The sequence below is a fragment of the Virgibacillus halodenitrificans JCM 12304 genome (assembly GCF_001310895.1).
GTDB classification, from domain to species: Bacteria; Bacillota; Bacilli; order Bacillales; family Amphibacillaceae; genus Virgibacillus_Q; species Virgibacillus_Q halodenitrificans.
Genome location: NZ_BAZS01000030.1, coordinates 18,895 through 33,072, shown reverse-complemented (window position 1 = coordinate 33,072; position 14,178 = coordinate 18,895). Strand labels below are relative to the sequence as shown.

Sequence of the window (14,178 nt, the reverse complement as noted above, 5' to 3'; positions counted from 1 at the left end):
TATCGAATCAGCTTTTCCCTTCTTATGGGCACAATTACTGTTTCGATACCTCAATTAACACGGCATCTCCTTGCCCCCCACCACTGCAAATAGCAGCAATACCAAGTCCGCCACCGCGTCGCTTTAATTCATGAATTAATGTCAAAATAATCCTGCTCCACTAGCTCCAATTGGATGTCCCAATGCAACAGCTCCACCATTCACATTTACCTTTTCTTGGTCAATACCTGCGATTTTTCCACTTGCTAAGGAAACAGCTGCAAATGCTTCATTGATTTCAAATAAGTCAATGTCCTCTTTTTTATGTCCAGTTTTTTCTAAAAGCTTATTAATGACGAGCCCAGGTGTTTGCGGGAAATCCTTTGCTTCAACAGCTACCTCAGCATGTCCCAACACTGTTGCCATAGGTTCTTTCCCTAGCTCTCTTGCTTTCTCATCTGACATCACCACAAAAGCACAAGCACCATCATTCACGCCAGGCGCATTACCCGCAGTTATAGTTCCATTTGGATCAAAAGCAGGCTTTAATTTAGCCAGTTTCTCCACACTTGTATCTTTTCTTGGTGCTTCGTCTGTATCTACTACAATTGGATCCCCTTTGCGCTGAGGGACTTCAAGTGGAACAATTTCTTCCGCAAATTTACCAGTTTCAATCGCTTCTCCAGCACGTTGATGACTCCTGTATGACCATTCATCCTGTGCCTCTCTAGTTAACTCATATTCTTCTGCGGTAGAGTTTCCATAGTTGCCCATATGGACGCCTTTAAAAGAACATGTCAATCCATCATGGATCATCATATCTTTAACGGCTTTATCACCCATACGATTTCCCCAACGAGCATCTGGCAGGAAGTAAGGAGCGTTACTCATACTTTCCATTCCTCCAGCGACAATTACTTCTTCATCGCCTAGACGGATTAACTGATCAGCCAATGTTACACTTCGAAGTCCGGAAGCACATACTTTATTTATCGTTTCCGTTTTTACATGCCATGGAATACCTGCTTCTCTTGCTGCCTGTCTGGAAGGGATCTGTCCCTGTCCTCCCTGTAATACAGTTCCCATAATTACTTCATCTATCTGTTCGCCATCCATTTGAGCTCGTTTCAACGCTTCTTCTATTGCTTTTCCACCAAGCTGTGAAGCTGTGAATGATTTTAAAGAACCGCCAAATTTGCCAAAAGGTGTTCTCGCACCTGAAACAATAACCGTTTTTCTCATACTTACCAGCACCCCTTATTTTATATTTTTGTTAACGCTTTCTTTTTAATGAAATTATAATGATTGAACGCTCGCTCAATCATGCCTCAAAAATTAGAGGGGCATATGGATACCCCTCTATTAGTCTAACATACTCATTTGTTTTTTTCTAAAAATTATACAGAATTTAAATATAGCAGTTTGGTAGATTCATTTTAAGCAGATTTTGTTTCTTCTTCAACGAATACTGATAAAGCAAGGATTTCAGCTACATCCATCGTACTTATATCCTCTTCTACCTCTTTTGCTTTCGTTCCATCACTTAACATTGTTAAACAATATGGACATGCGCTGGAAATCATGGTCGGTTTTACAGCTAGCGCTTGTTCGGTACGGGCTACGTTTATACGGTTTCCAGTAGTTTCTTCTGTCCACATAAGCCCACCACCTGCACCACAGCACATGCCATTTTCCTTACTTCGGGCCATTTCCACTAATTCCAGGCCAGGTATGGATTGCAAAATTTCCCTTGGTGGATCGTAAACACCGTTATATCTTCCTAGATAACAAGAGTCGTGATAGGTCAAACGCTGATTAATTTCACGTTGGGGTTTAAGCTTCCCATTCATCACTAGGTCATAAAGCATTTGAGTATGGTGATAAACCTCTGCTTCAAAACCAAAGTCCGGATACTCGTTTTTGAAAATATTATACGCATGCGGATCAATAGTTACAATTTTAGTTACACCATTTTTTTCAAATTCCTTTATGTTTTTCTCGGCGATTTCCTGGAATAAAAACTCATTACCAATACGGCGTGCAGTATCTCCAGAGTTAGCTTCTTTATTTCCAAGAATAGCAAAGCTGATACCAGCTTGGTTCATTAGTTTAGCAAAAGCAACAGCAATCTTTTGACTGCGACTGTCATATGCACCCATAGAACTTACCCAGAAAAGATATTCAAATTCCTTATCTTCTTTTTTAAGTTCTTTTACTGTTGGAATATAGCAGTTTCATCCAATTCACGCCATTTAATCCGATCCTTTTTAGATAATCCCCAAGGGTTACCCTGACGTTCAATGTTCATTACTGCTCGTTGGACATCCTGATCCATTTTTCCTTCTGTCATTACAAGATAACGACGCATGTCTATAATTGTTCCTACATGTTCATTCATTACCGGACAAGCTTCTTCACAATTACGGCATGTTGTACAACCGGAAAGCTCTTCCTCTGTAATTACATCACCAATTAAACTTCTGCTCTGTACCGTAGCAGCTGCCTCATTTTGCCCGCTTGCCTGATTCCCTTGTGTACCAGCAAACGCATATGTTGGTACCCATGGGGACTTTCCTGTAACCGCGGCACCTTTTTCTGTTAAATGGTCGCGAACCTTTACCATAATGTCCATCGGGGATAACATTTTCCCTGTCCCAGAAGCTGGACAAACATCAGTACAACGACCACATTCCACACAAGCATAAAAATCGATCATCTGAAACTGATCAAAATCTTCTACTTTTCCTACTCCAAAGGACATTTCCTCTTCATTCTCCACGTTTTCTTCATCTATATCAAAGTCGATCGTCTTTAATTTACCTGGTACCCGCTTACTTAAAAATACATTAATTGGTGCAGCAATTAAATGTGCGTGCTTCGATTGTGGCACATAAACGAGGAACGTTAGAATTGTAATCGTGTGTACCCACCATGCAATATAAAATACAACCATCGCTGCTGCTGGAGACATCCAACCAAATCCTAAAGCTATTAAACTAGCTACAGGCTCCAACCAAGTGGCTTCATGACCATGCCAGATTTGTGCCATTCCATTTCCAACAAGCACAGAAATCATCAGGGTGCCAATGAAAAGGAGGACAAGTCCTGCTTTAAACCCACGTTTCAAACGCACCAGCTTTTCCATATAACGTCTGTAGAATGCCCAGGCTACTGCAACTAGAATCATTAATGTTACTAGTTCTTGAAAGAAAACAAATCCTGGATAAAAAACACCAAAAGGTAAATGATTTCCTGGTGACAATCCTTTGACAAACATATCAATTGCTCCAAATTGCACAAGGATAAATCCATAGAACATCATGACATGAATTGCTCCTGATTTTTTATCCTTTAAAAGCTTGGATTGTCCGAAAACAATTTTCCCCACACGGCGGAGCCGCTCTTTAAAGTCCCGGTCAAATTCTGATTTCTTCCCTAGCCTAATGTAAGCCACTCGTGTTGCAACAACTCTTCCGAATAAATAGAACCCGTATAAGGTTATTGCCACAAATGCCAGCGTATTGATCAGCAAAAAAGTATTCATTTCTCGCTCCCCCTTAAAAATTTAGCTGCCCTTCTATCTTAATAGTATAACTAACAATGATAACGATTGCATTTTTCTGATAAGTAAGGCATTTTTATAGGACACCTACCTATACTATAAATTATGAATGATCATTCAGTCAACTTCTTTTTTTGTTTCTATAATAACTTCTAATTACTTTAAACCAAACCATTGGAGTAATAACCCTGGTTAACCCTGTATTTTCTCCTGACTATTAAAAAGGATTGTACTGCAAATATTAAGGTACAAACGTATTTTGTTCATTCATAATTGGAGAGAACTCCGAACTAACCCTGAAATAATTGAGGAAGAGTGCCTCATTGATTTCCGTTGCATCCGGACGCTTTCCACCGGCATGGCTTCAGCCGCTTCCTCCGCTACGCTCCGTTTAGTGTCTTCGGCTCATGCTATTCCGGTAGGAGCCGCGGGCCAAAAGGACGTTGGTCATGCAATCGTTGCCACAGGACGTGGCGTTCTTAGATTGCACCCTTCAGCTCCAATCAATTTGTATTGCTCATTTATTTTAAAAATAAAATTTAAATTGACGTAAAAAAAATAGACAATAGCGGAGGAAAAATACGTAGACTACTGGGGGAGATGAGGCATCAGTGTGACCCCGGAATGCGTATAGGGGTTGGAAGGCTAAAGTCGCGACGTCCTGGGGCTGCGCATACTCGCCCCACCAAACCCCATTGTCGCAACGCCTTCATGACCAACATCGTGTTGGCCCGAGGCTCATCAGCCGCCCCCGGAAAGCGCAGTATTTTTCCGCAGCGGTGTTATTTAGCTATTTCACATGAATAGCTAAACTGGTTTTCTCTAGTTCAGAATTTAACTATATCCCGAATCATTGAATAACTCCAACATATATATTAGACCCTTAAAAAAGAAATCGCTTTCAAACCAAGGTATAGATATGCCGGTTTAGAAAGCTATCTTTTAAACCGGCATATGAACAGATTTGGTTACATCTTTTCTGGTGCAGATACACCAATTAAATCAAGAGCGTTCTGTAATGTGATTCTTACAGCCTTCATTAAAGCAATTCGCGCTTGGGTTAATTCTTTATTATCTGCATCCAATACTTTTTCTGCATTGTAGAAGCTATGCAGCAATGTGGCAAGATCATATACATATTGTGTTACTTTGTGAGGTGTCTGTTTTTCCGCAGCATCTGCTACTGTTTGTGGAAATTCACCTAACTTCTTCAATAAATCCATTTCTTTTTCCGCATTCAGCAAGGTTGTGTCAAACTCTCCGTCAACAGCAAACCCTTTCGTTTCCGCTTGTTTCAGCATTGTACAAATACGCGCATGCGCATATTGAACGTAAAAGACTGGATTGTCATTGGATTGAGAGCGTGCTAAATCCATATCAAAATCCAATTGAGAGTCATTGGAACGAGTGACAAAGTAATAACGAACAGCGTCTATACCCACTTCATCCATTAGCTCACGTAAAGCAACTGCTTTCCCCGTACGTTTACTCATACGAAGTTTTTCACCGTTTTCAAACAAGTTTACCATTTGAATAATTTTTACAGCAAACTTATCTGCAGAATAGCCTAACGCTTGGATAGCTGCACGCATTCTCGGAATATAGCCATGGTGGTCAGCACCCCATACGTTAATAATCTTATTGAAGCCACGGTCCAGTTTATTTTTATGGTACGCGATATCCGGAGTTAAGTACGTATAGCTGCCGTCCTGTTTAATAAGGACGCGGTCTTTGTCATCATCAAATGCAGTAGTGCGGAACCAGGTAGCACCGTCTTTTTCATAAATATAATCACCCTGCTGCAGCTTTTCCAATGCTTTCGAAATTTGATCATCATTATAAAGGGAACGCTCAGAGAACCAATTATCGAATTTAACACGAAAAGCCTCCAAATCTTCTTCAATTTTTCCTAATTCGTATTTCAAACCATATTCTTTAAAGTAAGCAAGCCGTTCCTCTCGATTCGTTTTGGCCCATTTATCACCAACTTCTTCTGCTAACTTTTTACCTATTTCAATAATATCTGCACCATGATAACCGTCTTCAGGCATAGGCGTTTCCTGTCCAAGTGCCTGCAGATAACGTGCCTCAACTGATAAGGCCAGATTATCAATCTGGTTACCCGCATCGTTGATGTAATATTCACGTTCTACATCATAACCAGCAGCCGCGTAAACATTGCAAAGCACATCTCCAAAAGCTGCTCCACGAGCATGCCCTAAGTGCAAATCACCAGTTGGGTTTACAGAAACAAACTCTACTTGGACTTTTTCACCTTTTCCAGCGTTTGTTTGGCCGTATGTACTTTCCGCCTCCAAAATAGTAGGAATAATTGACTCCAAAAAGTCATTTTTCATGAAAAAGTTAATAAACCCTGGTCCTGCTATTTCCACCTTTTCAATGGAGGCTTTTGTTTGATCCAAATGATCTACAATGTCCTGAGCAATTTGACGCGGGGCTTTTTTAGCTATACGAGCAAGCTGCATTGCAATATTGGATGCAAAGTCTCCATGTGCTTTATCCTTTGGTTTTTCCAAAATGACCGCAGGAAGCTCTTCAGCTGTAGCCAATTTTGCCTGGATCACTGCTGCTGCTATTTCTTGTTTTAACGTTTCTTCCGTTTGAACTAATACGTTCATTGGGATTCCTCCTCTTTAAAACTCAACTTTATTTCCTGATTCCGTTCCTCTTGCCCATTTAGCTTGACTTTATAATCAATCGTTAATGAACCTGACTCCTCATTCGACTGGTAGTGAATAGTTTCTGTATATGTCTCCATATGGATACCACCATGCGGGTGGTAAAACACATTCTCCGTAATCTGACCTTCTCGAAACTGCTGATTCATTTTTACATTTCCAGAACGCTTAATACTCACCTTATTTTGTTGAATCGTAATCAGGTTGTGAATGACAGATTTGTCATCAGATGTTTCCTCATATGTAAGTACATCCAGATTATTTCTCTTATAGTATTTCCCTGTATGTTTTTGTTTATTTGATTCCTTCGCCCCATCTTCTTCAATCATGGTCTGGAGTTCAATGGATACGTTTTTGTGTAGTGCGTTCATGTTAATCCCTCTACTTATATTAATTCATATAATTTACTATTATATCTTTAAATGAATAGGATAATCAATATCTTTCTGGTAAAACTCACTATCTCGTTCATTATCTTTTTAAAATGCTTTATTTTTGTCGTGCTGGTTTCGGTTATAGAGATAGAATAATAAGTAAAAAAATACAGACTACAGAACCTCTTCCATTTGACTAACGGTTCTACTGCAAATGTTGGGGTACAACCGTATTTTGTTCATTCATAGTTGGAGAAAAATGCGAACTACTGAAAATTTTAGCCCCTTGTAGAAGCGGATAACCCCATTGATTTCCGCTGAAGGGGGCCGCTTTCCACCGGCATGGCTTCAGCCGCTTCCTCCGCTACGCTTCGTGCAGGGTCTTCAGCTCATCCTATTCCGGTAGGAGCCGCCCGCGGAAAGCGGAATATTTCCCCGTAGCGGTGATTTAAGCAGCCTCTATATTCTTAGTTACGTCGCAATATATATATTTTCCGAATCATTGAGTAACCCTAGATGTGTATTAGAGTCAAAACAAAAACGCACTCCTGTTTCAAAACAGAAGCGCGCTTTCATTATTTCACCCATCCCAGTAAGATTTCTCGGATGAATTTGCTAGCTGCAATGGCGGTTTTTTCAGAATGGTCGTATACTGGAGCCACTTCCACAAGATCGGCGCCGATTACCTGGATATCAGATTCCGCAATCAGTTGAATAGCTTCCAATAATTCTGTGGAGCTAATTCCCCCTGCCTCTGCTGTACCGGTTCCAGGAGCGAAAGCCGGATCAAGTACATCGATGTCAATCGTTACGTAGACCTTTCTTCCTTGTAATTCCGGCAGCATTTTTTTTAATGGCTCTGCCACCTGAAATTTCGACATGTGCATGCCACTTTCCTTGGCGAATTGAAATTCTTCACGCATACCAGAACGGATACCAAAGGAATATACATTGTCTGCTCCAATTAAATCACATATTTTACGTACTGGGGTAGAATGGGAAAGCGTCTCACCTTCATACTCCTCACGTAAATCAGCATGTGCATCAATATGGATCAGCGCCATATCCGGATGTTTCTCATGCATTGCTTGAATCACTGGCCATGTTACCAGATGCTCACCGCCGAGTCCGATTGGAAACTTTCCCTGTGCAAGCAGCTTGCCAATATATTCACGAATCATATGGAGACTTCTTTCCGCATTACCGAATGGCAACGGAATATCACCTGCATCAAAAAAGGCGACTTCCTCCAAATGCTTGTCCATATAAGGACTATATTCCTCCAAACCAATCGAGGCCTCACGAATTCTTCCCGGACCAAACCTGGAACCCGGGCGGAAGCTCACTGTCCAATCCATCGGCATTCCATAAATAACCGCTTTTGCTTTTTCAAAATCATTTCCTGACATGATAAATACCTTGCCAGAATACGCTTCATCAAATCGCATATTGCTTCCCCCTTTATTCTGTCAATTCTTTCACAAATCTTGGAAGGGCAAATGATGCAAAATGAATTTCTGGCGTGTAATACTTTGTATCAACTTCATGAAAACGTTCTTGCTTCACTTTCAACGGATCATGAATTTTACTCCCAATAGTAAACGTCCATAAACCACTTGGATATGTTGGTATATTTGCTGTATACAATCGAGTTACCGGAAATATTTCTTTCACATCATGAAAAACCTGATGAATCAAATCTGCTTTAAACCATGGATTATCTGTCTGGGCTACAAAAATCCCATCATCTTTTAAAGCTTTATGAATTCCTGCATAAAAACCTTGTGTAAACAGGTTTACTGCTGGTCCAACTGGTTCAGTGGAATCCACCAGTATGACATCAAATGCTTTTTCACTGTTGGCTATAAACATAAAACCATCATCCACTTTTACTTCCACGCGTTCATCGTCTAAAGATCCGGCAATGGTTGGTAAATATTTTTTTGAATAGTGAATGACTTCCCCATCAATATCCACAAGCGTCGCTTTTTGGACAGACGGATGCCTTAGTACCTCACGAATAACACCACCATCTCCCCCGCCAACTACAAGTACATGCTTGGGACTTGGATGGGTAAACAAGGGTACATGTGCAACCATTTCATGATATACAAACTCATCCTTTTCTGTTGTCATAACCATATCATCTAATAAAAGCATATTTCCCCATTCAACTGTCTCTACCATTTTCAAGTCTTGGTAGTCAGTTTGAAGTGCGGCTAAAGTTTTGTTTACCTTTGCAGTAATGCCAAAGTTTGCTGTCTGTTTTTCCGTAAACCATATACTCAATATAAACACTCCTCTTGGTGTTGTTACCTATAAAATAAATTGCACACAAAAACGAAGAAGCTCTCCTTTGTTTCCGTTATGAAACTTGATAGAGCAACATTTTATGCTTTTTTTTATAAAAAGACAAGCACTTTTTGTTTATATCTTTATATCTTTTCCCATAATGATACTAATGCACACATATTGGAGCCATTATAATGAGAAAAAAGTTTAAAAGATTAAAATGGATATTTGGGGTCTTGGTCGGATCTTTTTTTGCGATTGGCTGCCTAATTGGCGGTGTTTATTTGCTGAGCTATATAATGGGGCCGCCGCCCTTATCAAATCAGCAAAATACTGTCTATTACAGCAATGATGGCGAGATTATTGGCGAAGAAAGCGGAAGTGAGAGCCGCCACTGGGTAGAATTAAAGGCAATTTCTCCTTTTCTTATTGATGCCACCCTGCAAATAGAAGATCAGCATTTCTATGAACATCATGGTTTTGATTACAAGCGAATTATGGGTGCCATTATCAAAGATATAAAAAGTCTATCTCTTAAGGAAGGTGCAAGTACACTTACCCAGCAATACGCAAGAAATTTATATTTGACCCATGAAAAGACGTGGTTAAGAAAAATAAAGGAAGCTTTTTACACGGTAAGATTGGAAATGTTTTATTCCAAAGATGAAATTCTCGAAGGCTACTTAAATACTATTTATTATGGCCATGGTGCCTATGGAATTGAGTCCGCAAGTAATTACTATTTTGAAATCCCAGCAAGCGAATTAACCTTAGCACAAGCTGCCATGCTAGCAGGCATACCGAAAGGACCAACCTACTATTCGCCATTAAATGATATAGAGCGCGCAACAAAAAGACAGCAGCATATTTTAGCGGTCATGCGGAACGAACAAGTAATCACAGAGAGTGAATACAAAGAAGCAATTGAAGAAGAACTGACATATACTGCAAAAAATGAAAATGAAGAGGTAATTGGCGCACACTTTCAAGATACCGTACTGCAAGAGGCTGCTGAAATATTGAATTTAGATGTGGAAGCAATTCGTTCTGGTGGCTTTGAAATCCATACAACATTAAATAGGGATTACCAGCAGCAATTAGAGAAGCAGATTAATCAAACCGTACGCTCTTCCAGTGAAGTAGAAGTAGGTGTACTAGCAATTGAGCCAAATACTGGAGGAATACTGGCAATGTCCGGCGGAAGAAATTATGCAGAGAGTCCGTACAACCGTACAACACAGGCGAAACGAATGCCTGGGTCTGCATTTAAACCTTTCTTGTATTATGCTGCGCTTGAAAAAGGATTTACTCCGACAACAGAATTGATGAGTGAGCCAACTGTTTTTCATTTGGAAAATGGAGAGGAGTATAAACCAAGCAATTATAATGGTTATTATGCCAATAAACCAATCACATTGGCACAAGCCCTCGCATTATCGGATAATGTATATGCTGTCCGAACACACTTATTCTTGGGAGTTGATGAACTCGTTGATACAGCAAGGAAGTTTGGCTTCACAAGTCCACTTCCTGCCGTACCATCTCTTGCACTTGGAACAGCCACTGTTTCTGTTAAGGAAATGGTTGCAGGCTATGCCATGCTTGCAAATGAAGGCTATGAGATGTCTCCACATACGATTAAAAAAATTGATAATGCAAACGGAAAAACTGTATTTGAAAGAGAAGAAACCCTTGGAAAACAAAAATTAGATGAAAAGAAGGTTTCCGTGTTAAATCATTTAATGACTGGCATGTTCGACAGCCAATTGGATGGTTATATGTCAGTAACTGGGTCTACGATAAGTAATCGATTGACACGCATCTATGCAGGCAAATCCGGAACAACAAATTCGGACAGCTGGATGATTGGGTATAGTCCGTCATTGGTAACTGGGGTATGGGTGGGGTATGATGACAACCGTCCTATGGAAGCAGTTGCCGAAAAGTCTTATGCTAAGTCTATATGGAGCCAGTTTATGGAGACAGCACATAAGGGTTTGCCTAACGAAGCCTTTGATATGCCTGCAGGAGTTGTCGGTGTCCCTGTAGATCCGTCGACTGGGCAACGAGCTACTGCTTATTGTGACACAAGCCGTGTGATGTATTTTGAAAAAGGTACCGAACCACAGATTCATTGTACAGATCATGTTTATGAAGAAAATGGAGCCAAAGATGAGGAAGGGATGCTAGAAAAATTATTCGACCTCTTCCGCTGATTATTTTTGAACAAAACGAGTTAATATGATTTTCTAATCTCGCTACGGGAAAATATTACGCTTTCCGCGGGCAGCCTGCGAGCTTCGGGCCAACAGGACAAGGGAAGCTTCTATGAGAAACATCGCACGATGAAAAAGTGTACTTCTTTTTCGAGGATGTTGGTCATGAAGGCGTTGCGACAATGGGCTTTGGTGGGACGAGTTTACGCAGTCCCAGGACGTCGCGCCTTTAGCCTTCCAACCTTTGTATGAATGTGGGGTCTCGCTTTTCCCGCTGGAGTCTTCATATTTCCCCTTCGCTAAAGACTGCATTTTAACTCTCTAAAAATGAAAATCAATGAGTCCACCCACTTTCTTAAAATGAGATAAACTACAACCAAGTTATTTTACAGTTTAGCCATTTTGCGAATGATTGGATAACTCCCATATATATTAATACTATTTTCAAGCATAAAAAGAAGCCGACATAAGTAAGGTCCGTCTTACTTCCTGTCGGCTTCTTTTTTGTCCTAGTAATACATGAGTAGCCCATGTACACATATTTTACAAATTTATAGCGCAAAGTACAAGATATTAGAAGAATGTTCATGATTAAGTCACAAAATGTTCACTTTTCAAATTTCACTCCGACAATGCGTCTTTTAATTCGTTTGTAGAATTACTCCACATCTCGCCATTAAAATCGACAAGGAAATCCTTTAGAAGCTTTTTAGAGTGCTCCTCCATATGCTCTACAACTATTTTACCTTTTAGTGATTTCTCCATATGTGTTACATGCTGTGCCATGGATTTATATGCACGCTTGTTCGGGCGATCCACACGTAATTCACTGCCTGCCACACCAGCATAATACGGACCTTTTTCCCCACGCTCCACATTCACCCAGACAATCCAGTATAACCTTCCATTAGGGACGTCTTCTCTGTTGGGCATATATTTAACACGGCGCTCTATATCACTTCTTGCATGCATGGCACCCATATCTACATAAGCATTGTTCTCTTCCGGGTCTATAATGACAGGTGACATATTTTCCAAGCTAATTGTCCCTGCACCATAACCACCATGGCCATCTGTAGAATCATCTTTAATAATGGTAAAAGCATTTGTCTTTTTTTGATTGGAAGATTGATCCGAACTCATCTCAATGCCCTCCTTATATTTCTATTGTTTTCCATTGTAGCATAAGTATATACCTATATTCATATATCTCGCTTAATGCTTCAGTTTATGAATAAATTCGTTCGCTTCCTGAATTTCTTGTTCGCTGTATTTTTGTTTTGGTTTTACTGTATGTACTTTATCGACGACCTGCTCAGCTGGCAAATAATCAAAGTAAAGCATGGTAGAAACAAGTTCAAGAAACCGTGAACTTCTCCCTTGTAGTAATCCCACTTGCTCACTAAAATCTGGCATATCCATGCGGAATTGATTCAGAAACCCTTTTCCATCATCAGTAATGGCATAGTTGTATTGATAATAGTTACTCTTTTCTTCCTTCACTTCCTCAATAAAGCCGAGGTTACATAGTTCCTCTACGCGCAATGTCAGTTCTTCAGAGTATGGTCCATAAAAGTGAAACTGGTATTTCTCTTCAAAAGGCACTTCACATTTTTGAAGTATGTATATCATCTTTTGAAGTTTCTTCCGACCGGTTACTTCCTTAGCAACAGAAAAAAACTGCATTAGCTTTGCATGATTACTTAGCATTTTCTACCTCTCCTTGACCGTATAAAATATCCTTAATCCGCGTTTTAATGTGCTCGTCCTTTAGCTTTTCCAACATATCCTTAGGAAAATATAACTTGTGGTCTGTCCGCTTTTTTCCTGAAATTGCTTCAACTATATCTGAATGCCTGGACAACTCTTTTAAGCTACCATCAGGCATTAGTAGATGGATAGGAAGTCGTTCTTCCTCTTCTCCAGGCCGATAAAAGTCATAGGGTAAATCAGACGAAGAATCGACCACGAGGTAATATTCCGGGTCAATACCTGCTTTTTGGAACAAACGGTATAACTCCATCCAATCATTCATTTGCAGATTGGGATTGAATTCAATGTATTTAAAGAGGCGACGGTTTAAGAACCGCTCACAAAGATCTTGTAATATTTCATCATCCTCTTCCTGCCATAGTTGGAAATAATACGACACAATACCCTCATCCAGCCTTAAATATTCCTGCAAATCTACCTTCCCCTTGAAAAAAGAGATAAAGTGAGTTGGTTCCAATTTAAATGTAAAATCCTCTGTTTCAAATAAAAATTTAGCCCGATGAAGTATTTTTGACAATATTACCTCTGCACTTCTCGTAACAGGGTGAAAGTATACCTGCCAATACATTTGATAGCGGCTCATAATATAATCTTCTACTGCATGCATCCCAGTTGATTTAATAACAACTTGATCCTCCATCGGTCGCATTACTCGCAAAATGCGTTCCATATCGAAGTGTCCATAGCTGACACCTGTAAAATAGGCATCTCTTTGCAAATAATCCATCCGATCCGCATCAATTTGACTGGATATTAAACTGACAACCAGCTTATCTTCATACGTTTTAGCAATGACATCTGCAACCGCTTGATCAAACCCCGGTTCCACTGATTTTAAAATACGGTTAACATGGGTATCACCCAGGATGATTGCCTGAGTATACTGTTCATGATCCAATTTAAATACTTTTTCAAAGGAATGGGAAAACGGACCATGTCCTAGATCATGTAATAATGCAGCACATAAGCAGAGTAATCGTTTTTCATTATTCCAATAAGGACGTTCCTGAAAATTATATATAATTCTCCTAACAATTTCATAAACGCCAAGAGAATGGTTAAAACGACTGTGCTCTGCTCCGTGGAATGTATAATTAGAAGTCCCCAGCTGTTTGATCCGGCGTAATCTTTGAAATTCGGGTGTAGCTATAAGATCCCATATGACACGGTCCTTGACATGTACATACCTATGCACCGGATCTTTAAAAACCTTTTCTTCAATTAATTGTTCCTCTTTATAACACATGACTTCCCATCCGTTTCTTTTCGACTATTTCTTTTTA

General features: G+C 40.0%; 8 protein-coding genes and 2 pseudogenes. 1 reads left to right on the top strand and 9 read right to left on the bottom strand.

Features of this window, described 5'->3' with window-relative positions; genetic code table 11:
- Positions 1-34: 34 nt before the first annotated feature.
- The 6 genes and pseudogenes from JCM12304_RS14660 to speE form a co-directional block, all read right to left on the bottom strand.
- A pseudogene (locus tag JCM12304_RS14660) lies at positions 35-1,221 on the bottom strand (acetyl-CoA C-acetyltransferase).
- Between the two features lie 194 nt (positions 1,222-1,415).
- Positions 1,416-3,523, bottom strand: a pseudogene (locus JCM12304_RS14655) ((Fe-S)-binding protein).
- A gap of 986 nt (positions 3,524-4,509) precedes the next feature.
- Positions 4,510-6,180 carry an arginine--tRNA ligase gene (gene argS, locus JCM12304_RS14650; protein ID WP_060681208.1) on the bottom strand — a complete coding sequence of 557 codons (1,671 nt, stop codon included), beginning with the start codon at positions 6,178-6,180 and terminating at the stop codon, positions 4,510-4,512.
- Positions 6,177-6,611 (bottom strand): YwiB family protein, encoded by a 435-nt coding sequence (locus tag JCM12304_RS14645; protein WP_040956579.1) that lies wholly within the window; start codon positions 6,609-6,611, stop codon positions 6,177-6,179. Before JCM12304_RS14645 ends, argS begins: the two co-directional genes overlap by 4 nt.
- A gap of 578 nt (positions 6,612-7,189) precedes the next feature.
- Complete coding sequence (gene speB, locus JCM12304_RS14640) at positions 7,190-8,062, bottom strand: agmatinase (protein WP_060681207.1); 873 nt, start codon at positions 8,060-8,062, stop codon at positions 7,190-7,192.
- A 13-nt stretch (positions 8,063-8,075) separates the two neighbouring features.
- On the bottom strand, positions 8,076-8,903 hold the full coding sequence (gene speE, locus JCM12304_RS14635) for a spermidine synthase (RefSeq protein WP_060681205.1): 828 nt from the start codon (positions 8,901-8,903) through the stop codon (positions 8,076-8,078).
- A 197-nt stretch (positions 8,904-9,100) separates the two neighbouring features.
- On the opposite strand from speE, the gene JCM12304_RS14630 reads away from it, so the two are divergent.
- On the top strand, positions 9,101-11,122 hold the full coding sequence (locus tag JCM12304_RS14630; protein WP_060681203.1) for a transglycosylase domain-containing protein: 2,022 nt from the start codon (positions 9,101-9,103) through the stop codon (positions 11,120-11,122).
- A 621-nt stretch (positions 11,123-11,743) separates the two neighbouring features.
- On the opposite strand, the gene JCM12304_RS14625 is transcribed toward JCM12304_RS14630, so the two are convergent.
- The 3 genes from JCM12304_RS14625 to JCM12304_RS14615 form a co-directional block, all read right to left on the bottom strand.
- The gene (locus tag JCM12304_RS14625; protein WP_060681201.1) at positions 11,744-12,265 is read right to left on the bottom strand and encodes a YwhD family protein; all 522 of its coding nucleotides are present in this window, start codon (positions 12,263-12,265) and stop codon (positions 11,744-11,746) included.
- 72 nt (positions 12,266-12,337) lie between these two features.
- Positions 12,338-12,832: a YwgA family protein gene (locus JCM12304_RS14620; RefSeq protein ID WP_060681199.1), complete on the bottom strand. Its 495-nt coding sequence runs from the start codon at positions 12,830-12,832 to the stop codon at positions 12,338-12,340.
- Positions 12,822-14,141 (bottom strand): HD domain-containing protein, encoded by a 1,320-nt coding sequence (locus tag JCM12304_RS14615; RefSeq protein ID WP_019378252.1) that lies wholly within the window; start codon positions 14,139-14,141, stop codon positions 12,822-12,824. Before JCM12304_RS14615 ends, JCM12304_RS14620 begins: the two co-directional genes overlap by 11 nt.
- Positions 14,142-14,178 lie beyond the last annotated feature (37 nt).

Bases quoted from the DNA above. Each gene is read 5' to 3' on its own strand.
- JCM12304_RS14630 (WP_060681203.1), top strand. From the start codon at position 9,101: ATGAGAAAAAAGTTTAAAAGATTAAAATGGATATTTGGGGTCTTGGTC.
- argS (WP_060681208.1), bottom strand. From the start codon at position 6,180: ATGAACGTATTAGTTCAAACGGAAGAAACGTTAAAACAAGAAATAGCA.
- JCM12304_RS14615 (WP_019378252.1), bottom strand. From the start codon at position 14,141: ATGTGTTATAAAGAGGAACAATTAATTGAAGAAAAGGTTTTTAAAGAT.
- JCM12304_RS14645 (WP_040956579.1), bottom strand. From the start codon at position 6,611: ATGAACGCACTACACAAAAACGTATCCATTGAACTCCAGACCATGATT.
- JCM12304_RS14620 (WP_060681199.1), bottom strand. From the start codon at position 12,832: ATGCTAAGTAATCATGCAAAGCTAATGCAGTTTTTTTCTGTTGCTAAG.
- JCM12304_RS14625 (WP_060681201.1), bottom strand. From the start codon at position 12,265: ATGAGTTCGGATCAATCTTCCAATCAAAAAAAGACAAATGCTTTTACC.
- speB (WP_060681207.1), bottom strand. From the start codon at position 8,062: ATGCGATTTGATGAAGCGTATTCTGGCAAGGTATTTATCATGTCAGGA.